Source organism: Plebeiibacterium sediminum, assembly GCF_026013605.1.
GTDB lineage: Bacteria > Bacteroidota > Bacteroidia > Bacteroidales > Marinilabiliaceae > Saccharicrinis > Saccharicrinis sediminus.
This window is the reverse complement of the sequence record NZ_JAPDPJ010000025.1, coordinates 14763-35473: the sequence shown is the minus strand read 5'-3', so window position 1 is coordinate 35473 and position 20711 is coordinate 14763. Positions and strand designations below refer to the sequence as shown.

General features: G+C 32.7%; 19 protein-coding genes. 16 read left to right on the top strand and 3 right to left on the bottom strand.

Annotated elements, in window-relative coordinates:
- Window positions 1-3: 3 nt before the first annotated feature.
- A complete protein-coding gene (locus OM075_RS11940) occupies window positions 4-900 on the top strand; it encodes a DUF4249 family protein (protein ID WP_301190750.1) in 897 nt (298 codons plus the stop codon).
- A gap of 3 nt (window positions 901-903) precedes the next feature.
- Here the strand turns inward: OM075_RS11940 and OM075_RS11935 are convergent, their stop codons facing one another.
- A complete protein-coding gene (locus tag OM075_RS11935; RefSeq protein WP_301190749.1) occupies window positions 904-1353 on the bottom strand; it encodes a hypothetical protein in 450 nt (149 codons plus the stop codon).
- A gap of 238 nt (window positions 1354-1591) precedes the next feature.
- On the opposite strand from OM075_RS11935, the gene aroB reads away from it, so the two are divergent.
- Together aroB and OM075_RS11925 are read left to right on the top strand one after the other, a co-directional pair.
- The gene (aroB, locus tag OM075_RS11930) at window positions 1592-2659 is read left to right on the top strand and encodes a 3-dehydroquinate synthase (protein ID WP_301190748.1); all 1068 of its coding nucleotides are present in this window, start codon (window positions 1592-1594) and stop codon (window positions 2657-2659) included.
- Window positions 2660-2703: 44 nt separating this feature from the next.
- The gene (locus tag OM075_RS11925; RefSeq protein ID WP_301190747.1) at window positions 2704-3927 is read left to right on the top strand and encodes a 3-phosphoshikimate 1-carboxyvinyltransferase; all 1224 of its coding nucleotides are present in this window, start codon (window positions 2704-2706) and stop codon (window positions 3925-3927) included.
- A gap of 58 nt (window positions 3928-3985) precedes the next feature.
- Here OM075_RS11925 and OM075_RS11920 read toward each other — a convergent pair whose 3' ends face one another.
- Both OM075_RS11920 and OM075_RS11915 read right to left on the bottom strand, forming a co-directional pair.
- Window positions 3986-5299 (bottom strand): carboxypeptidase-like regulatory domain-containing protein, encoded by a 1314-nt coding sequence (locus OM075_RS11920; protein ID WP_301190746.1) that lies wholly within the window; start codon window positions 5297-5299, stop codon window positions 3986-3988.
- Window positions 5289-5876 (bottom strand): RNA polymerase sigma factor, encoded by a 588-nt coding sequence (locus OM075_RS11915; protein ID WP_301190745.1) that lies wholly within the window; start codon window positions 5874-5876, stop codon window positions 5289-5291. The genes OM075_RS11920 and OM075_RS11915 overlap by 11 nt, the downstream gene beginning before the upstream one ends.
- 543 nt (window positions 5877-6419) lie before the next feature.
- Between OM075_RS11915 and sufB the strand changes: the two genes are divergently transcribed.
- From sufB to OM075_RS11850, 13 genes are all read left to right on the top strand, one after another.
- Window positions 6420-7868, top strand: a complete 1449-nt coding sequence (sufB, locus tag OM075_RS11910) for a Fe-S cluster assembly protein SufB (protein ID WP_363321601.1) — start codon at window positions 6420-6422, stop codon at window positions 7866-7868.
- Window positions 7869-8009: 141 nt separating this feature from the next.
- The gene (sufC, locus tag OM075_RS11905) at window positions 8010-8762 is read left to right on the top strand and encodes a Fe-S cluster assembly ATPase SufC (RefSeq protein WP_301190743.1); all 753 of its coding nucleotides are present in this window, start codon (window positions 8010-8012) and stop codon (window positions 8760-8762) included.
- Between the two features lie 39 nt (window positions 8763-8801).
- Window positions 8802-10199, top strand: a complete 1398-nt coding sequence (gene sufD, locus OM075_RS11900) for a Fe-S cluster assembly protein SufD (protein WP_301190742.1) — start codon at window positions 8802-8804, stop codon at window positions 10197-10199.
- On the top strand, window positions 10168-11424 hold the full coding sequence (locus tag OM075_RS11895; RefSeq protein WP_301190741.1) for an aminotransferase class V-fold PLP-dependent enzyme: 1257 nt from the start codon (window positions 10168-10170) through the stop codon (window positions 11422-11424). Before sufD ends, OM075_RS11895 begins: the two co-directional genes overlap by 32 nt.
- 60 nt (window positions 11425-11484) lie before the next feature.
- Entirely contained in the window at window positions 11485-11907 is a 423-nt protein-coding gene (locus OM075_RS11890; protein ID WP_301190740.1) for a SufE family protein, read from the top strand.
- Window positions 11908-11982: 75 nt separating this feature from the next.
- Window positions 11983-12300, top strand: a complete 318-nt coding sequence (locus tag OM075_RS11885) for an SUF system Fe-S cluster assembly protein (RefSeq protein ID WP_301190739.1) — start codon at window positions 11983-11985, stop codon at window positions 12298-12300.
- 119 nt (window positions 12301-12419) lie between these two features.
- Window positions 12420-13346 (top strand): tRNA epoxyqueuosine(34) reductase QueG, encoded by a 927-nt coding sequence (queG, locus tag OM075_RS11880; protein WP_301190738.1) that lies wholly within the window; start codon window positions 12420-12422, stop codon window positions 13344-13346.
- Window positions 13347-13470: 124 nt separating this feature from the next.
- A complete protein-coding gene (locus OM075_RS11875) occupies window positions 13471-14364 on the top strand; it encodes an alpha/beta hydrolase (protein ID WP_301190737.1) in 894 nt (297 codons plus the stop codon).
- A 4-nt stretch (window positions 14365-14368) separates the two neighbouring features.
- Window positions 14369-15355 carry a GSCFA domain-containing protein gene (locus OM075_RS11870; protein WP_301190736.1) on the top strand — a complete coding sequence of 329 codons (987 nt, stop codon included), beginning with the start codon at window positions 14369-14371 and terminating at the stop codon, window positions 15353-15355.
- Between the two features lie 341 nt (window positions 15356-15696).
- Complete coding sequence (locus tag OM075_RS11865; RefSeq protein ID WP_301190735.1) at window positions 15697-17628, top strand: amylo-alpha-1,6-glucosidase; 1932 nt, start codon at window positions 15697-15699, stop codon at window positions 17626-17628.
- Window position 17629: 1 nt separating this feature from the next.
- Window positions 17630-18922, top strand: coding sequence for a glycosyltransferase family 4 protein (locus tag OM075_RS11860; protein WP_301190734.1), 1293 nt, complete (start codon window positions 17630-17632; stop codon window positions 18920-18922).
- Between the two features lie 26 nt (window positions 18923-18948).
- Window positions 18949-20283 carry a glycoside hydrolase family 57 protein gene (locus OM075_RS11855; RefSeq protein WP_301190733.1) on the top strand — a complete coding sequence of 445 codons (1335 nt, stop codon included), beginning with the start codon at window positions 18949-18951 and terminating at the stop codon, window positions 20281-20283.
- A gap of 79 nt (window positions 20284-20362) precedes the next feature.
- Window positions 20363-20674: an isoamylase early set domain-containing protein gene (locus OM075_RS11850; RefSeq protein WP_301190732.1), complete on the top strand. Its 312-nt coding sequence runs from the start codon at window positions 20363-20365 to the stop codon at window positions 20672-20674.
- The last annotated feature ends 37 nt before the right edge of the window (window positions 20675-20711 follow it).

The following is a 20711-nucleotide window of genomic DNA, read 5'->3' as shown; positions in this document are numbered from 1 at the left end:
ATAATGAAGAATTATAATATTAAATATCTGTTTTTGGTAATTGTAATTAGTCTGTTTTCTTGTACAGAAGAAATAGAAATGGATCTAAAGTCTTCAGAACCAAAATTTGTTGTAGATGCTGTTTTTACCGATCAGGATATAGATCACTTTGTTAAATTGTCAATTTCATCAGATTATTTCAGTAATAGTATAAGCCCTGTTGTTTCTGGTGCTACAGTAGTTTTATCTGATGAGTTAAAGGAAATTGAACTTGAGGAGGACTTGACTAATTTGGGAACGTATATTATACCACGAACATTTAAAGGTATATATAATCAGGTTTATACATTGACTATCTCTGGTGTTGATATTGATGGAGATGGAGTAGAAGAATCATATACTGCCTCTAATACATTGTATGAACCTATTCCAATTATAAAGTTGGGTATGAACTGGGATGCCAGTCGTAATGAAGAAAGGTGGACCATTCAATTGTATTCTAAAGATAATCCGGACAAAGAAGATTTTTATGCATTTGCTGTATATGTAAATGGCAAGCTGTTTAGCGATCAGATTTCAGAATTGGAATATGCCTGGGATCGTTACTTTAATGGAAATGATGTTTCCGGAGTTACTGTACAGTCAATTCTTGAAGAAGATTCAGATGGTAAAAAAACTGAAACTCCAATTCAATTAGGTGATTGGGTTAAGTTGGAAATGCAAACGATTAACGAAGATTACTATCATTTTATCAATGCCGTTCATGAAGAAACCGGACTTCAGGTTCCATTATTTAGTGGACCTCCGGCTAATGTTCCTTCAAACGTAAGTAATGGAGCCAAGGGTTTTTTTAGAGTATATTCTGTCTCTGTCGATTCAATTCAGGTGACTCAGGAAATTCTTGATTTAAGAGATCAATAGTATTTATTTGGATTTTAAGTTTTTGAAAAACTGAGCCATATTTGCTTCATCTTTTTTACTTAATGCAGAAATATAAATCGGCGGGTATTTGGCCATTTGATTGGCAGACATCTGGTAAAGAAAAAGTTTCCTTTTATAAAATTTACTACCTGTTGTTTCGTATTTGATAAATGCAGATATGGGAATTTTATACATCTTAAATGATCGGTTAAAAGGAAAGGTGTTATAAAATTTTACTTCAAGATGGTCATCAGCATTGTTTAGCTCAATGTAATAAAAACCTCCTGTCATAAAATAGTAAAAAGCTAAGGCTGTTAATATGCCGCTTCCCCACTTAATTTCTGGTGTCATCATAACCGGTACAACCTGGCTACATATAAAGGCTGCTAAAAAAAGAAGTGCAATTAAGGTAAGAAGTAGTTGTATGCTTCCCGCTGTTTTTCTATTATCCATGATGCCTTGGTTTACGACGTTATTTTGTAAAAATGCATAAAATTTCAATATTTCACGTTATTAAATTTATAAAATCAAATCGTCTAAAATTACATTTTGAAGCAAAAATGGGTTCTGATCATTTTATATTGTAATAATATGCCATTATTTTAATAACTATTTAGTGTTTTGAAGCCCTTTTTTATTTATTTTTGGCGCATAATTTTTCTGTGTTGAGAAGATCTAAATATAAAATTTAATGCAAGTTATAGAAGAGAGTGAATCACGGGTTTACGGAGCGGAAAATATAAAACAAGACCTATCTGAATTAATAAAGAAATATAATAACGGAAAGGTTTTTCTGCTAGTAGATACGGGTTCTTATGAATATTGTTATCCCAAAATAAAAGGGATGGCAGAGATTGATGAAGATAATATTATTGTTATTGATCAGGGAGATCAAAATAAAAATATCGAAACTATTTCTAAAGTGTGGGAGTTTCTAAGTACTCATGGTGCTGATAGAAAATCAACATTAATTAACCTTGCCGGAGGGATGCCTTGTGATTTAGGTGGATTTGCAGCAGCTACATTTAAACGAGGTATTAATTTTATTAATATACCAACTACCTTGCTAAGTCAGGTAGATGCCAGTGTTGGTGGAAAAACCGGAATCAACTTTCATGGATTTAAAAATGAAATTGGGGTATTTAAACATGCATCAGCAGTATTAGTGAATACTGATTTTGTTGAAACTCAGGATCAGGAAAATATTTGTTCCGGGTTTGCTGAAATGATTAAACATGTGTTAATCTTTTCTGATAAGGATTGGCAGGTCATTAAAGCGTTTGATATAAAAAATGCAGATATTGAAGAGTTGAAAAAATTAGTTGTTAACTCAATTCATATTAAAGAGCATTTTGTAAAAGCTGATCCAACAGAAAAGAATGTTCGTAAATCGTTGAATTTTGGACATACTATAGGACATGCCTTTGAAAGTTTTGCCATGAAAAAGGGACGACCTGTTTTACATGGATATGCGGTTGCTTTTGGCATGGTTGCTGAACTTTATTTGGGAAATAAGATATGTGGTTTTCCACTTGAAAAAATAGAAGAGATTAGTGAAATGATTAAATCAATCTATGGTAAGTTTGAGTTTAGTCAGGATGATTATGAAGAGTTGTTTTTCTTAATGACTCATGATAAAAAGAATGAGCAAAATAAGATTAATTTCACTTTACTAAAGGATATTGGTCAAATTGAAATTAATCAAACTTGTACAAAAGAATTAATTTATGAGGCTTTAAACTTCTATAAGGATCATTAATCTTTGTTGTTAGCTTTCATGTTAAATTAGATAATAGTAAAAAAATGCAATATAAAGTTTCTGCACCTGAAACGGTGTCTCCGTATACGGTTAATTTACCCACTTCAAAAAGTATTAGTAATAGGGCATTAATATTAAATGCATTAGCATACAGTGCTAAACCTATTAAAAACTTATCAGATAGTGATGATACGCAGTTGTTAATAAAAGCACTTCAGTCAGATGGAAGTAAATTTGATGTAGGTGCTGCTGGTACTACCATGCGATTTTTAACCGCATTTCTATCTAAAATAGTTGGGGAATGGACTATTACAGGTTCAGAAAGAATGAAACAGAGACCAATTAAGATTTTAGTTGAAGCATTAAATAAGTTAGGTGCAAAAATAGAATATGTGGAAAAGGAAGGTTATCCTCCTTTGAAAATATTTGGTAGTGCAATGGAAGGTGGAGACTTGGAGTTAGCAGGAGATGTAAGTAGTCAATATATTTCTGCGCTATTAATGATAGGTCCTACAATGAAAAGTGGACTACGTCTAACCCTGACAGGAGAAATCATATCGCGTCCATACATTTTACTTACTTTGAAAATGATGGAAACTTTTGGTGTCAAAAGTCACTGGAAGGATAATGTTATTACAGTACCTGAGGGACAATATCAACCAACTGATTTTACTGTTGAAGCAGATTGGAGTGCTGCATCTTATTGGTTTCAAGTTGCTGCATTAAATAAAGGAACAGAACTAATTCTAAAGGGTGTAAAAAGATATAGTGAACAGGGTGATTCTAAGGTTGCTGAGCTATTTACGCAGTTAGGTGTGGATTTTAAATTTTCTAAGAATGGTTTGGTGCTTAAAAATACTGGTAAAATAGCTAATCAGTTTAATTACAATTTTATAGAGCAACCGGATTTAGCGCAAACTTTTGCGGTTACTTGCTGTTGTTTGGGTGTTCCATTTAAGTTTACAGGTCTGCAAACATTAAAGATTAAAGAAACTGATCGTATAAATGCCTTAATTGATGAGCTGAAAAAAATGGGCTTTGTACTAACTTCAAATCAGGTTGATGATCTTGTGTGGGATGGAACAACTTGTGATAAAGAAGACGTTCCATGTATAGCTACCTATAAAGATCATAGAATGGCAATGGCTTTTGCTCCGGCTGTATCTGTTATAAGTAATATGGCTATTGATGATCCGGCAGTGGTTTCTAAATCATATCCAAAGTATTGGGATCATATTAAAGAGTTTGGTTATTCTGTGCAGGAATAAATGAAAATAAAACATAAAAAAAAGGTGAATAACTAAGTTGTTCACCTTTTTTTTATGTTTAAAATTCAAAAATAACTAATCGGGATCCTTTTGTTGGTTTGTTATTAACTACAGCTGGTTTCCATAACCCTAAGTCTTTTATTTCCTTTCTTAGAGTGGCAGCAAAAACGTCGTCAATCGGAGTGATGATTTTAATATCGGAAATTTCACCTTTATCTGAAATAAAAATGTTGACATGGATTGTTGAGTAATTACTATTATCTGGCATTTCAAGGCTTCGTTCTATTTTACGTTTAAACTTTTTAAATCCAATTTCAGGATATGGAATTAAGTTGTTTTCAATTTTTGTTTCATCAACCTGCGAATCCTGAATGCTTTTTGATCTAGCTGATTTTGTGGAGTGTTTGCCATATCCAAGCGTAACAACTTCATCTAAGGCCATAGCATCATCTTCCAAGGTAATATCACCTAATGAATCATTTTTTACAAGCAGCGATTTTTGTTTATATCCTATAAAGTCAAAAGTAAGTAAACTCTCTTTTTCTTGAGTTTTAATAGAAAAATTACCTTTTAAATCGGTTATTGTTCCATTGGGTTTCCCGGCTTCAATAATTGTTACGCCCGGTATCGGAGTTCCCGCTTCATCTATAACTTTACCATTAAATTGAAAGAATGAATCCTTTGATAATGATTGTTCTAAATTTTTATTTGTTGCAATAAGACTGCTGTTTCCATCAACTTTATTTCCTTCAATTGTTCCGGTAATAACATTCTTTTTGTATTCCGAAGCTATTTCAATTTCTAATTCTTCGTCAATAATAAGATCTGTATCTGAAATATCAGTATTGTCATTTATAATAGGCTGAGCCGCGACCACTTTTAATTGAGGTGCATTATTTTCCTTTTTGTTGGTTTTTATTATGGTTGTTTGAGTAATTGGTTGTTCTTGTTCTGTTGACTTTATTTCTTTTTCTTCCTCAGCGATTAACAACTCAGGTTGAACTGATTTTAGTTTATCTGTTTTAACAGAGTCGGAAATAACTATTTTCTGTTGTTTACTTAATAGTGGTTGATTTGTGTTGTTGTTTGAAATAAAGAAAAGAGACGTAATTCCAAAAATAAATAACAACGAGGCTGCAACCTTAATCCATAAAGGAATTATTTTTTTGTTTTTATGATTTGATATTCGGTTTTCCAGATCTGTTAAGTTATCAATAAGCTGATTTGTGTTGTTTTTTTCATAACCTTCCACAGCTTCCATTAAAAATGGGTCAGCCTCCATCTCTCTTTCAAAAGCATACCTATCCTTGTCTGACAAATCATTGTTCAGATACTTTAAAATTCTTGATATGTATTTATTATTATATGGCATTGCTTTTTTCCAAACAGATTTTTAAGTTTCTTTTTGCGTTTTGTATGTAACTCTTTACTTTTTTTATGTCAGTTTCCATTTTTATGGATATCTGTTGGTAGGTCATTTCCTTAAAATAAAAAAGTTCGATACTTTCCTTTTGTTGAAATTTTAATTTGTTGATACAGTTTTTGAGTGCCTCTTCATTTTGTTGATGCAGCTCTTCATCAATAGGATGCGTTTCGTACTCTGATTCCATAAAGTTTCCAATAAAACTTTTTTCATCATCCAACGAAATAGTATTATGCTTTTCTTTTCTAAGTTCCATCAGGCAATGGTTTTTAGTAACAACATACAGCCATGGTCTGAAATGTTCAATTTTGGAGTCCTTAAGTGAGGATGATATTTTTTCAAATATTTGGATAACCGCATCCTGTGCTTCGCTATTGTTTTTTAAATATTTGAGACTAACACCAAAAACAAGGTCCATGTATCTACCATATAATTCGCCAAGAATATCAAGGTTGTGAGATTCCTGGTATAAATTTACCAGCTCAGCATCTGACTTAGTTTTTCTGTTTAATTGAAATAATCTCATGTATCTTAAAAAGTGTTGCTAAATGTATAAATAATATTAAGTTTTTTCAAAATATTATAACAAAGTAGTAGAAAAGCTGAGAGGGGATAAAAAATTAGTAAACAATACTAAAAAATCATAAAAAATTGAGGATACCCCTAAATTTTGAGGAAATAAACATGATAAATGTTATTTTTACAACTTAAACAATAAAAATCACCACCTATTTTATTGTTTGAGTTGTTAAAAGTAATTTTTGCCCGAATTATTTTGTGAATTTAAGATGTTGATGACTTAAATTTTAACTGACCTACTCTATGGCAAATGCTGATGATTAGTTTATAATTGCGCAATCAAATATGTGACGATTTGCAGTTTTTAATCTGATTATCAAATAATAGGTGAATAAAAAAAATGTTGCTTATTTAGAATGGCTTAATTTTATTTAATCTAAATAGTTTGCTAATTTTGCGCATTCAAAGCATGTAATTCAGGTCATTTAAAATAAATCATTAAACACTATTGTAAAATGATTGTTTTAATATGATTGATAACAAAGTAATTATGGCAGAAGATCAGGATAAAATATTAGAAGAAGTTACCGGAGGTGAATATAAATATGGGTTTACTACCGATATTGAAACTGAGGTAATTCCCAAAGGGTTGAATGAAGATGTGGTTCGATTGATTTCTCAAAAAAAGAATGAACCAGAATGGATGTTAGAATTTAGGCTGAAAGCATTTAGCCATTGGTTGAAAATGGAACAACCTAATTGGGCAAAACTAAATATTCCGAAGATTGACTTTCAGGATATAATCTATTATGCTGCGCCAAAGCAAAAGCCAAAGCTTGACAGTATGGATGATGTGGATCCGGAATTAAAAGCTACATTCGATAAATTAGGTATTCCTTTAGAAGAGCAAAAAGTATTATCTGGCGTTGCTGTAGATGCTGTAATGGATAGTGTTTCGGTTAAAACAACTTTTAAAGAAACATTAGCTGAGAAAGGTATCATATTTTGTAGCTTCAGTGAAGCTGTTCAGGAATATCCGGATTTAATTAAAAAATATATGGGATCGGTAGTTCCTTATACCGATAATTTCTTTGCGGCATTGAATAATGCGGTATTCAGTGATGGATCATTTGTATACATTCCCAAAGGAGTTCGCTGCCCGATTGAACTTTCTACTTATTTTAGAATTAATGCAACAAATACAGGACAGTTTGAAAGAACTTTAATTGTTGCTGATGATGATAGTTATGTAAGTTACCTGGAAGGTTGTACAGCTCCCCAAAGAGATGAAAATCAGTTGCACGCCGCAATTGTGGAGATTGTTACTATGGATAGAGCTGAAGTTAAGTACTCAACTGTACAGAACTGGTATCCTGGTGATAAAGAGGGTAAAGGAGGTATTTATAATTTTGTTACCAAACGAGCGCTTTGTAAAGGTGATTATTCTAAAGTAATGTGGACACAGGTTGAAACTGGTTCAGCTATTACATGGAAATACCCTAGTTGTGTATTAATGGGAAATCATTCTGTTGGAGAATTTTATTCCGTGGCAGTAACCAATAATTATCAACAGGCTGATACTGGAACAAAAATGATCCACATTGGTAAAAATACCCGAAGTCTGATTGTTTCAAAAGGTGTTTCTGCAGGTAAGAGCCAGAATAGCTACAGAGGATTAGTGAGAGTAAACAAAAAGGCTGAAAATGCACGTAACTTCTCACAGTGTGATTCTTTGTTAATGGGAGATAAATGTGGAGCACATACATTCCCATACCTCGAGATTAATAATAATTCTGCAGTGGTTGAACATGAGGCCACTACTTCAAAAATTGGTGAAGATCAAATCTTTTATTGTAATACACGTGGTCTTTCTACAGAAGATGCGATTGGGTTAATAGTAAATGGATATGTGAAGGAAGTAATTAACCAATTACCAATGGAGTTTGCTGTTGAAGCACAGAAGTTATTACAAATTAGTTTAGAGGGTAGTGTTGGATAACAGACACAAGTAGCAAGTATCAAGTCGAAAGACAAAAATAATCTTGCTAAGCTTTATTATATATTTTATAACAATCAAAATCAGGATTCTTAAAAGTCTTCATACTTGTGTCTTGATGCTTGATACAAAAACAAAAGGATTATGCTAGAGATAAAAAATTTACACGCCAAAATAGATGACAAAGAAATATTGAGAGGTATAAACTTAACTATTAAACCAGGAGAAGTTCATGCGATCATGGGACCTAATGGTTCCGGAAAAAGTACTTTATCTTCTGTACTAGCCGGAAGTGAAGTGTTTGAAGTTTCTGAAGGTTCAGCTACATTTTATGGTAAGGATTTGTTAGAAATGCCAGCTGAGGATAGAGCTCGCGAAGGATTGTTTTATAGCTTTCAATATCCGGTTGAAATACCAGGTGTAAGCATGGTTAATTTTATGCGTACTGCTGTAAATGAGCATCGTAAGTATAATAACGAAAAACCTTATTCGGCAAGTGAGTTTTTAAAGCTAATGCGCGAAAAGAAAAAGTTGGTTGAGATCGATTCGAATTTAACAAATCGTTCTGTTAATGAAGGATTCTCAGGTGGAGAGAAAAAGAAAAATGAAATTTTTCAGATGGCGATGCTTCAACCTAAAATATCTATTCTTGATGAAACAGATTCAGGTTTGGATATTGATGCTTTAAGAATCGTGGCTAATGGTGTAAATAAGCTGAAATCAGAAGATAATGCAACAGTAGTTATTACTCACTATCAGCGTTTGTTAGATTATATTGTTCCTGATTACGTACATGTTCTTTATAAAGGACGAATTGTAATGTCTGCAGGTAAAGAGCTTGCGCTGGAATTAGAAGAAAAAGGTTACGACTGGATTAAGAAGCAGTTTGAGGATTAACCCGTAAACTACAAGTTTAACCATTAAAATGTTTTAAAAATGAGTATAGCGGGTACAGATATAAAAACAGAAGAAAAATACATATCTCTTTTTAAAGATAACCTTGGTCATTTGAATGTAATTACTTCAGAGGAGGTTGCGAACGAAAGAGAGGCTGGAATTCGTATTTTTGAAGAAAAAGGAATTCCTAACCGCAAGGTTGAGAATTATAAATATACAAATTTAAACCCTCAGTTTGAAAGAGATTATGCTTGCGATTTTGAGCATGAGGTCTTTAATCAAAATTTAAGTGAGGTTTTCAATTGTAACGTTGAAGACCTTGATGCGATTACAGTATATTTAATTAATGGATGGTATTACAGGAAGAATCAGGTGTCTGAATCATTACCTAAAGGTGTATTGATGGGGAGCTTTGCTGAATTCTCAAAATCACATCCTGATATTTTTAAAGCACACTATAATAAGTATGCTAAAAATGAAGAAGATAGTTTAGTTGCATTAAATACAGCTTTTGCACAAGATGGATTCTTTCTTTATATACCAAAGGGAGTAGTGGTTGAAAAGCCAATTCAGATTGTTAATATAATGAAGTCAAGTGAAGATTTTATGGCATTTCCCAGAAATTTAGTTGTATTGGAAGAAAATGCTCAGGCTAAAATAATGGTTTGTGAGCATACACTTTCTGACAATAAGTTTTTGGTGAATGGAGTTACTGAGGCTTATATTGATAAAAATGCTGTTTTTGATCTTTATTCTATTCAGAATCAGCATAACTTAACCACAAATATTTCATCTGTTTTTATCAAACAAAAACAGAATTCAAATATTCTTACTCACAACCTTACTTTACATACAGGAGTAACAAGAAACAATGTTTATGTCCATATGGATGATGAACATTGTGAATCGAAGGTGTATGGATTGTTTGTTTCGGATAAGAGTCAGCATGTGGATAATTTCTCTTTTATTGATCATGCTAAACCAAATTGTTACAGCGAAGAGTTATTTAAAGGTGTATTGGATGATACGGCTACTGGTGCTTTTGCTGGTAAAATTATGGTTCGTCCTGATGCACAAAAAACAAATGCTTTTCAGAAAAATGACAATTTGTTGTTAACTGATACAGCAAAAATGAACACGAAGCCAATGCTTGAGATCTATGCCGATGATGTAAAATGTTCGCATGGTGCAACAGTAGGTCAGTTGGATGAAAAGTCGATGTTTTATCTTCGTTCAAGAGGTATAGGTAAAGATGAGGCAAGAATCTTATTGATGTATGCATTTGCTTATGAGGTTGTTGAGAAAATAAGAGTAGAGGCTGTTAGAGAGCAGATAAGAGGTTTGGTAGAGCAAGTGTTTAGAGGTGAGTTAAATAAATGTAACTCCTGTGCATTATGTGGTCAGGATGCTTCAGGAAAAGGATACACTTGTATGTAATGCTATGGCAATAGATATTAATAAAATAAGGGCTCAGTTTCCTATTCTTGATAGTGTGATTCATGGAAAGCCATTGGCTTATTTCGACAATGCAGCAACAACGCATAAGCCTGAACGGGTAGTAAATAAGGTCAATGAGGTTTATTATACCTTAAATAGTAATATTCACAGAGGAGTACATTATTTAAGTAATCAGGCTACTCTTGCATATGAGGAGGCTCGAAATAAAGTACAGCACTTTTTAAATGCAAGCCAGTCGTATGAAGTTATTTTTACCTCAGGAGCCACTGCTGCAATTAATTTGTTAGCCACTTCATTTGGTGATACGTACATTGAGGAAGATGATGAAATTATTGTTTCAACAATGGAACATCACTCTAATATTGTGCCTTGGCAAATGATGTGTAAAAGAAAAAAAGCGGTTTTAAAAGTAATTCCAATCAACGAAAAAGGAGAGTTGGATTTAGAAGCTTTTGAAGCACATTTATCTGATAAAACAAAGCTGGTTGCAGTTACTTATGTATCAAATGCACTGGGTACAGAGAATCCTATACCTGAAATCATCAAACGAACACATCAGAATAATTCCTTAATCATGGTTGATGCCTCTCAGGCAGTTCAGCATTTAAAAGTAGATGTTCAGGAATTAGATGTTGATTTTTTAGTTTTTTCAGGGCATAAAATATATGGACCAACAGGTACCGGTGCCTTATATGGAAAAGAAAAGTATTTAAACGAAATGGAGCCCTGGCAGGGTGGAGGCGAAATGATTAAGTCAGTAACTTTTGAAGAAACTACTTATAATGAACTTCCTTTTAAATTTGAAGCAGGAACTCCAAATATTGCTGGTGCAATAGGGCTTGGTGAGGCAATTGATTTTGTATCTGAAGTTGGAATAGAAAATATTGCTGAATATGAGCATGAATTGCTTACTTATGCTACAGAAAAGTTGAATACTATTGATGGTATGAGGATATTTGGTACTTCGGAGCATAAGTCCAGTGTAATCTCATTTTTAGTTAAGGAGATTCATCCTTTTGATATGGGGACAATGCTGGATAAGATGGGCTTGGCAGTCAGAACCGGTCATCATTGTGCGCAACCAATTATGGATTATTTCGGAATTCCAGGAACCTTAAGGGCTTCTTTTGCTGTTTATAATACTAAAGAAGAAATTGACAGGTTGGTGGAAGGAATTGCAAAGGTGGCTATGTTGTTTGGGTAAAGCTTTAAAATTTATCATCTTTGTGAGCTTAAATTTTGATATACAGAAATAAGATTAGAAATGACAATAAAAGAAATTCAAGAGGAAATAGTAGAGGAATTTACATCATTTGATGAATGGATGGATAAATATGCCTATTTAATTGAATTGGGTAATGATCTGGAACCTTTTGATAATCAATATAGATTAGATCAGAATTTATTGGATGGATGTCAGTCTAAAGTATGGTTGCATGCTTGGGAGGAAGATGGCAAAATTTATTATATGGGTGATAGTGATGCAATTATTGTTAAAGGTATTGTGGCTTTAATGATTAGAGCTTTATCTGGTCAAACACCTGATGATATATTAAATAATGAGTTGTCTTTTGTTGATGAAATAGGATTGAAAGAGCATCTTTCGCCTACTCGTTCCAACGGATTAGTTGCCATGATTAAGCAAATGAGACTATTTGCTTTGGCATTTAAGGCTAAACAGGCATAAACTTTATATAAAATTGAGTGTTAGATAGCAAAGAGTATAATGCTTTAGCATATAACACAACTGATACGAATAATTATGACAAACGAATTTTTATCAATAGAAGAAGAAATCGTAAATACTTTAAAAACTATTTTCGATCCGGAGATTCCTGTTAATATTTACGATTTAGGATTGATCTATGAAGTAAATGTTGAGGATGATGGTAAAGTTAGAGTTGTGATGACATTGACTTCACCAAACTGTCCTGTTGCAGAATCGATGCCCGAAGAGGTGTTTGATAAAGTAAGTGCTGTTGAAGGGGTTTCTCATGTAGATGTTAACTTGACTTTTGATCCTCCGTGGACAAAGGATATGTTATCCGATGAGGCTTTACTAGAGCTTGGTTTGTTATAGCGTTTGTCAATTTAAGATATTTAAAAGGTCCTTATTCAATGTGTTTGAATAAGGATTTTTTTTGCCCTTTGAACTGGTTAATAGTACTATTTTATTTAATTTGACAAAAAATAGTAAGAATGGATTTAGTGCAAACGGGATATACTGAACTGATAAAAGAAAAAGCAAAATCATTAGGTTTTGATGATTGTGGTATTACAAGGGCAACAGAGCTAGATGATGATAAAGTATATCTTAAAAAATGGCTGGATAATAAAATGCATGGTGAAATGCATTATATGGAAAATCATTTTGAAAAGAGGATAGATGCAAGTCTGTTGGTTGAAGGCGCAAAGAGTGTTATTGTACTATTAAAAAATTATTTTCCTAAAGATGCTCAAACAAAAGGAGCGCCTGTTATTTCTCGTTATGCTTATGGCGAAGATTATCATTTTGTTTTAAAAGACAAAATGCAAGAATTGTTTGATTTTATAAAGACAGAAATCTACCCTTCTTTAGAAGGAAGATGTTTTGTTGATTCAGCTCCAATTTTAGAACGAGCTTATGCTGTTAATGCTGGGTTGGGATGGATTGGAAAACATAGTAATTTAATTCATAAACGACTGGGTAGCTATGTCTTTATCTCCGAATTGGTAGTTAATCTGGAATTAGATTATGGAGAGAAGATTAAGGAAGCCTGTGGTGGTTGTACACGTTGTGTCGATGCCTGTCCTACCGGAGCAATTATCTCGCCTAAAGTAATAGATTCCAATAAATGTATTTCCTATTTAACCATTGAAAATAAAGGAGAAATACCAGAAGTATATAAGGGGAAAATGGATAATCGGATGTATGGATGTGATATATGTCAGGAGGCATGCCCCTGGACATGGAAATCAAGACCACACAAAGAAGAACGATTTATGCCTAATCCGGAAGTTTTGAAAATGACTAAAAGTGAATGGTCTGAATTAACTCAGGAAAGATTTTCAACACTCTTTAAAAAGTCGCCTGTGAAAAGAGCTAAGTTTTCTGGATTAAGAAGAAATATTGATTTTTTGGAGTAATTATCGTTTATAACCATATGATTACAAAATATTGTTATTAAATTTAAGATAATCTGCCTTTTTAAAGGACAATTAAATCAAAAAATAATTTTTCAGGACAGATGTTAATTTTAATAGAAGTAAAATGAAGTGTTGTGATCATTCTCCTTTTTATACTTATTCAAAAGATAAAACACTAATACATGGAATGTATTGGCTCCCTTCAGGTAATATAAAAGCCGTAATTTGTTTGGTGCATGGACTGGGAGGTCATATTGCCAGGTTTGCTGACTTTGCCCATGAATTCTGTAAAAATAAGATTGGTGTAATTGGTGTAGATTTACGAGGTCATGGTAAATCGCAAGGGAAAAGAGGTGATGTAAAAACACTGAATGAATTTTATGAAGATATTAAATCTTCGTTAAAGTATTTGGAACAGATTGTACCTGAAAATACCCCTTTGTATATTTATGGTAATAGTATGGGAGGTCCTGTGGCTTTAAAATTTGCAATGGAGAATACAGATATATTTCATGGAGTGATTTTAGCAGCACCTTGGTTTACGCTGTATAAACAACCAGAGGGTATTAAACTTTCTGTTTTGAGAATGATAAGTATGATTTTTCCTTGTGCAACATTTTCTTCTGGTATAAAATCAGGAGAATTTCGTTCAGATCCAAAGAAGCAACAAGAAGCAAAATCAGATGTGTTGGCTCATAAATATATTTCTGCCAGGTTGTTTTCCTTTATACATGATTTAGGTTTGGATTTAGTTTTAAATAAAGCTAATGATTTTAATTTACCTACTATTATATTTCATGGCAATATTGATAGAGTTACTGATTATAAATCTTCGTTAAAGTATAAAGAAAATAATACTGAAAATGTTGAGTTTGTTTTATTACCAAATACTAAACATGAAATTCATGTAGAACCAGAAAGAAATAATGTTTTAAATAAAATTGTTTCATGGATTGAAAGTAATGAGAAATACAATCATAAGAATAGTCAAAAACTAAAAGAGGCCTGTACTGAGTAAAATAATGGAGAGTTTTAGAACAGAGATAAAACCGGATTGTGTTGTAGATAAAATTGAATATGACTCTAAAATAATGTTTTTAGGGTCTTGTTTCGCAACCAATATAGGAGAGAAATTTAAAAATGCACGATTAAATTGTATGGTTAATCCTTATGGGGTTATTTATAATCCAATGAGTGTGGCTAATACGCTAAATGCAATAGTAAGCAATAGAATTTATTACAGTGAGGATTTACATTTTCAAGGAGAGCACTGGCATAGTTTCTATCATCATAGTTCATTTTCTGATCGGGATAAGGAAATATGTTTGCAAAAAATTAATGAAAATAATTTAGCTGCTCATGATTATTTAAAATCTTGTCAGTATTTATTTATCACTTTTGGAACTGCCTGGGTATATCAATGGGTAGAAAATGAAGAAATCGTTTCTAATTGTCATAAATATCCGGCAAAAGATTTTAATCGCTACATATTAAATGTAGAAGAAATCGTATCTACCTATAAAAAGTTGTTAACTGAATTGTTGGTTTTTAATCCTAAGCTTAAAATTGTTTTTACAGTAAGTCCGGTGAGACATTTAAAAGATGGTGCTCATGGAAATCAGATCAGTAAAGCAACTCTGTTATTAGCTGTTGACAGTATAGTTGAGCAATTTGCAAGTTGTGATTATTTTCCTGCATATGAGCTATTATTAGATGATTTACGCGACTATCGGTTTTACGATGTTGATATGGTACATCCTAATAGTACAAGTGTAGACTATATTTGGCGAAAGTTAGAAAGTTGTTTTTTTTCCGCTAAAACATTGGATTATATCAAGGAGATGCATAAATTAGTAAACGCAATAGGGCACAGACCTTATGATTCATCTTCAGAATCGCATCAAATTTTTCTTAATAAACAGATTGAGAAAATAAATTATCTTAAAAATAAATATCCCGAAGTGGATTTTGGTTCGGATTTAAGTTATTTCAAAAGTAAAATAATTTAAATCCTTGTTATTTATTCTTAAATAATTACAAATTGATAGTTAAAAGTGGAAATTGGTTATTATTTATAATAAATTTAAGGTGATTTACAGATGTAAATATCTAGAGAGTTAATTAATATATTGTTGAACCTTTAAATATCATAGTTTAGTTTTAGAGATTAGGCTGTAGGCTATTGTAAAACCTAAGTCCATCTAAAACACCCCGTATTGAATATTTTGTATGTGTGAAGTATCTTAAGTGAAATGATCATCTCTATTTGAGAGTTTAGGTAATTTTTTACTTCATATATTAAGTGATATTAAAAATAAAATATAACATGAAATAAACAAATAAATAGTAAATGTCCTATCTAACTTTTGAAAAATCCAAATTAATCAACCTGGAACAATCTCTGTACAAAGAGATTCTTCGAACCAATCGGGCAGGCTCCTATTCGAGTTCTAGTATTATAGGTTGTAATACACGGAAATATCATGGTTTATTGGTATGTCCGTTAGCCGATTTTGACATGATGCGTCATGTATTTATAAGTTCTCTTGATGTTACCGTAATTCAGCATGATAAAGAGTTTAATCTTGGTATACATAAGTATAATAAAAACCATTATGAACCTAAGGGACATAAATATATCAGAGAACTGGAATTTGATGTCATCCCTAGAAAAATTTATCGTGTAGGTGGTGTTTTATTAGCTGTTGAAGAAGTATTGGTAGAAAAGCAGGAAAGAGTTTTACTTAAATACACTCTGCTGGAAGCTAATTCCGACACTAAATTAAAATTAAAACCCTTTTTAGCCAACAGAAGTGTTCACGAATTGACACATGAGAATATGGCTGTTAATACCAAGTATTCTCGCATAAAAAATGGTATCGGTATTCAAATGTATCCGAAGTTGCCAAAACTATATATGCAATTGTCAAAAGAAAATGAATTTGTAGCCAATCCGGATTGGTACAGAGGAATTGAATATTTTAAGGAAGAACACAGAGGTTATCATTATAAGGAAGATTTATATGTACCCGGGTATTTTGAGGTAGATATAAAGAAAGGTGAGAGTATTATATTTTCAGCTTCACTAACAAGTCATAAACCTGAAAACTTTGATTTACGATTTGAGAAAGAAGTTGAAAAACGAATTCCCAGAGACAGTGTGTTTAATAACCTACTAAATTCTGCTCAGCAATTTTTTGTTCAGAATGGAAAAGGAATAACGATGGTTGCAGGCTATCATTGGTATAGTGAGCGACTTAGGGATACATTGGTTTCTGTTCCTCAGTTAACAGATGCATTGGGAGATGCAGATCTGTTTATTGAAGTTTTAGATACTACGGTAAAAAAACTAACCAAAATAATTAAGGATAAGGAAATAAAAAATCTGACTGAGGCGGATACACCACTTTGGTTTTTCTGGACTATTCAGCAATGTTGGGATAAATCTTGTGTGGATAAGTTTTGGACTAAATATTATGATTTCCTTAAATTGGTTATTAAGTCTTATTTATCCGGAAGATTTGAAAATGTAAAAATTGATGATAAAGGCCTGGTCGTTACGTATGATGAAAATATACCATTAACATGGATGAATGGTATGGTTGATGGTAAACCAGTAACGCCTCGAAATGGAGCCTGTGTTGAGATAAATGCACTTTGGTATAATGCATTAAGCTTATTTTTAGATTTAGCTAAAGAACAAAAGAAAGATGCCAGCTTGATTAAAGAGATCAAGATCACTTTAGAAAAATTAGATGTTTCGTTTATAGATACTTTTTGGAATGAAGATCAACATTGTTTATACGACCTGGTTGATGGAGATTTTAAGGATGCATCAATAAGACCAAATCAAATTTTTGCTACAGCATTTGCTTATTCACCCTTAAGCAATGAGCAAAAGAAAGGTATTATTGATGTGGCAAAGGAAGAATTGTTAACCCCTAAAGGGCTTCGAACTTTATCTCCTAAAAATCCACATTATCAAGGCTCAATGGAAGGTATTGCACATAAAAGAGAGTTTGGATTACATCATGGAGCTGTTTGGCCCTGGTTAATATCCTTTTATGCTGAGGGCTACCTTAAATTGCATAAACAAAGTGGTATTAGTCACATAAAGCGCATTGCAGATAATTTTGAAGAAGAAATGACAGATCATTGTATTGGAACTTTGTCTGAATATTATAATGGAAATCCACCTCAACGAGGTAAAGGTGCTGTAAGTATGGCATGGAATGTAGCTGGTGTTCTTAAAATTCTTAAACTAATCGAAAAATATAGTTAATATGAGGGTATTAATGTTTGGCTGGGAGTTTCCTCCTCATATTACAGGTGGGCTCGGAACAGCGTGCTATGGCTTAACAAGAGGATTATCACACGTTGAGGATCTGGATGTGTTATTTGTTGTGCCAAAAGCATATGGTGATGAAGATCAAACTTCAATTCAACTTGTTGGAGCAAATAATATCTCTGTTCGTCAGAGGAAAATAGACTTCAAAAAGTTTCAAAAAGAAATGGATTATATTGAGGTGGATACTCATATAATACCATATGTAGATCCGGATGATTATTACAAACTAACCAAAGTAAAGGTCGAAGGAGAAAAAAAGATTGTTCATACCAATGAGGAAGGTAAGATTGATTTCTCAGGAAAGTATGGCGCAAATCTGTTAGAGGAAATTTCTAATTATGCTCTTGTTGCCGGAGTTATTGCTCAGGATAACGAATTCGATGTGATTCATGCACACGATTGGTTGGCATATCCGGCAGGTATTGCAGCAAAAGAAGCTAGCGGGAAACCCTTGGTGGTCCATGTACATGCTACAGATTTTGACCGAAGCGGTGGTAGCGTAAACCCTGCTGTTTATGAAATCGAGAAAAGAGGACTGGATGCAGCTGATAAAGTGATTACAGTAAGTAATTTAACAAGAAATATAGTTGTTGAAAAATATGGTATCGACCCAGAAAAGGTAGTAACTGTTTATAATGCAGTTGAGCCTAAAGAAATGTCGGTTGATAACCCGATTAAAAAGAATAAAGATGAGAAAATTGTTACGTTTTTAGGTAGGATTACGATGCAGAAAGGGCCTGAGTATTTTATTGAGGCCGCGTATCGTGTTTTACAAAAAATGGACAATGTAAGGTTTGTTATGGCAGGAAGTGGTGATATGATGGAGAAAATGATTCGTAGAGCTGCAGAACTTAAGATTACAGATAAATTTCATTTTACAGGATTCTTAAAAGGAGAGGAAGTATTTACCATGTTACGTATGAGTGATTTGTATGTAATGCCCTCAGTTTCTGAACCCTTTGGTATTTCACCGTTAGAGGCCATGCAAAGTAATGTTCCCGTGTTAATCTCTTATCAATCAGGAGTTGCTGAAATTCTTAATCATGCAATAAAAACCAATTTTTGGGATATTGATGCAATGGCTGATGCTATTTACGGTGTGCTAAAATACCCTTCTCTTCCTTCAATGTTTATTAAACATGGAAAAAGCGAAGTGGAAGCACTAAAATGGGAGGACTCTGCAGTTAAAGTAAAGCAAGTTTATGACTCTGTAGTGCCTAACTTATAATCTAACCTTAAAATCTTTTTAATATTATGAAAACCATATGTTTATATTTTCAAGTTCATCAGCCATTCCGCTTTCGACGATATCGCTTTTTTGATATAGGGAATAATCATTATTACTATGATGATTATACCAATGAAAGTATCCTGATGAAAATTTCTCAGAAATGTTATTTGCCAACAAACCAATTGTTATTAAAGTTAATCCAGGCTAATAAAGGAAAGTTTAAAGTTGCATTTTCTATTTCAGGAGTTGCAATTAAACAGTTTCAGATTTATGCCCCAGAGGTAATTGAGAGTTTTCAGAAACTTGCTGCAACCGGACAAGTCGAGTTTTTAGCAGAAACATATTGTCACTCCCTGGTTTCACTTAAAGATAAAACAGAATTCGAGCGTCAGGTTAATATGCAGGTTGATTTGGTTAAAGAGCTATTTAATCAGGAGCCTAAAGTTTTTAGAAATACCGAGTTAATCTATTCTGATGAAATGGGTGATATGGTATATAAAATGGGTTATAAAGCCATGTTAACCGAAGGTGCTAAACATGTATTAGGATGGAAAAGTCCAAACTACTTGTATTGTAACAGTATCAATCCTAAATTAAAAGTATTACTTAAAAACTTTGAATTAAGTGATGATATTGCTTTTCGTTTTGGAAATCAAGGATGGAATGAATATCCTTTAACTCCAGAAAAATATGCACAATGGCTTAAGGATTTGGATCCGAAATCAGAAGTGATTAATCTATTTATGGATTATGAAACTTTCGGGGAACATCAGTGGAAAGAAACTGGAATATTTGAGTTTCTTGAAGGTCTTCCATCTGAAATTTTGAAGCATAAGGAATTTTCTTTTTCAACACCATCTGAAGTAGCGGATAATTTACAACCTGTTTCTTCGGTTAATGTTCCTTATCCAATTTCGTGGGCGGATGAAGAAAGAGACCTTACAGCTTGGCTTGGAAATGAAATGCAAGAGGAAGCATTCAATAAATTATATGCATTATTACCAAAAATGCAAAAGTGTGATGATCCTAAATTAAACGACGATTGGACTTACCTTCAGGCAAGTGATCATTTTTACTATATGTGTACAAAATATTTCTCCGATGGAGATGTGCATGCATATTTTAATCCATACGAGTCCCCTTATCAGGCGTTTATTAATTATATGAATATTTTAAGTGATTTTACACTTAGATTAAATGCTGCAGTTCCAGAAAGTGTTGAAGATGAGAATATCTCAAACCTAACACAAATGCTGGGTCAAAAAGAAGCCAGAATTGCAGAATTGGAAGCAAGTATTAAAAAAATGAGAGATAAGGATAAACAGAAAAAATCAAAATCTAAGGAAAAAATCATATAATAAAATAACTCTGACTCTTAACCAGGAGTCAGAGTTTAATTAAGCCTATATATTTCTTATTAAATAAACAGAGAAAATTATGAGCATTAAAAAGCAGTTTTTAAAAAGCAAACCAGAATGTAAGGTTACTTTTAAATTCACAAAAAAAGATGGTGTAGAGCCTCAAACAGTTAAGGTGATTGGTGATTTCAATAATTGGGATACTACCGTTGAACCTATGAAACCTTTAAAATCAGGTGATTTTACTCAAACAATTAGTTTAAGTAGCGGAACTGAATTTCAGTTCAGGTATTTAATTAATGATTGTACCTGGGTAAATGATGATGAAGCTGATACTTTTATTGATAACGGAATGGGTACCTCTGAAAAAAATGGAGTACTTCAACTCTAATGTCACCTTTCGTTAATCAACTTACGACTCTCTTTAA

What these genes read in the sequence shown, in the direction of transcription:
- OM075_RS11940 (WP_301190750.1), top strand. Translation starts at nt 4, where the DNA reads ATGAAGAATTATAATATTAAATATCTGTTTTTGGTAATTGTAATTAGT.
- OM075_RS11935 (WP_301190749.1), bottom strand. Translation starts at nt 1,353, where the DNA reads ATGGATAATAGAAAAACAGCGGGAAGCATACAACTACTTCTTACCTTA.
- aroB (WP_301190748.1), top strand. Translation starts at nt 1,592, where the DNA reads ATGCAAGTTATAGAAGAGAGTGAATCACGGGTTTACGGAGCGGAAAAT.
- OM075_RS11925 (WP_301190747.1), top strand. Translation starts at nt 2,704, where the DNA reads ATGCAATATAAAGTTTCTGCACCTGAAACGGTGTCTCCGTATACGGTT.
- OM075_RS11920 (WP_301190746.1), bottom strand. Translation starts at nt 5,299, where the DNA reads ATGCCATATAATAATAAATACATATCAAGAATTTTAAAGTATCTGAAC.
- OM075_RS11915 (WP_301190745.1), bottom strand. Translation starts at nt 5,876, where the DNA reads ATGAGATTATTTCAATTAAACAGAAAAACTAAGTCAGATGCTGAGCTG.
- sufB (WP_363321601.1), top strand. Translation starts at nt 6,420, where the DNA reads ATGGCAGAAGATCAGGATAAAATATTAGAAGAAGTTACCGGAGGTGAA.
- sufC (WP_301190743.1), top strand. Translation starts at nt 8,010, where the DNA reads ATGCTAGAGATAAAAAATTTACACGCCAAAATAGATGACAAAGAAATA.
- sufD (WP_301190742.1), top strand. Translation starts at nt 8,802, where the DNA reads ATGAGTATAGCGGGTACAGATATAAAAACAGAAGAAAAATACATATCT.
- OM075_RS11895 (WP_301190741.1), top strand. Translation starts at nt 10,168, where the DNA reads ATGCTTCAGGAAAAGGATACACTTGTATGTAATGCTATGGCAATAGAT.
- OM075_RS11890 (WP_301190740.1), top strand. Translation starts at nt 11,485, where the DNA reads ATGACAATAAAAGAAATTCAAGAGGAAATAGTAGAGGAATTTACATCA.
- OM075_RS11885 (WP_301190739.1), top strand. Translation starts at nt 11,983, where the DNA reads ATGACAAACGAATTTTTATCAATAGAAGAAGAAATCGTAAATACTTTA.
- queG (WP_301190738.1), top strand. Translation starts at nt 12,420, where the DNA reads ATGGATTTAGTGCAAACGGGATATACTGAACTGATAAAAGAAAAAGCA.
- OM075_RS11875 (WP_301190737.1), top strand. Translation starts at nt 13,471, where the DNA reads ATGAAGTGTTGTGATCATTCTCCTTTTTATACTTATTCAAAAGATAAA.
- OM075_RS11870 (WP_301190736.1), top strand. Translation starts at nt 14,369, where the DNA reads ATGGAGAGTTTTAGAACAGAGATAAAACCGGATTGTGTTGTAGATAAA.
- OM075_RS11865 (WP_301190735.1), top strand. Translation starts at nt 15,697, where the DNA reads ATGTCCTATCTAACTTTTGAAAAATCCAAATTAATCAACCTGGAACAA.
- OM075_RS11860 (WP_301190734.1), top strand. Translation starts at nt 17,630, where the DNA reads ATGAGGGTATTAATGTTTGGCTGGGAGTTTCCTCCTCATATTACAGGT.
- OM075_RS11855 (WP_301190733.1), top strand. Translation starts at nt 18,949, where the DNA reads ATGAAAACCATATGTTTATATTTTCAAGTTCATCAGCCATTCCGCTTT.
- OM075_RS11850 (WP_301190732.1), top strand. Translation starts at nt 20,363, where the DNA reads ATGAGCATTAAAAAGCAGTTTTTAAAAAGCAAACCAGAATGTAAGGTT.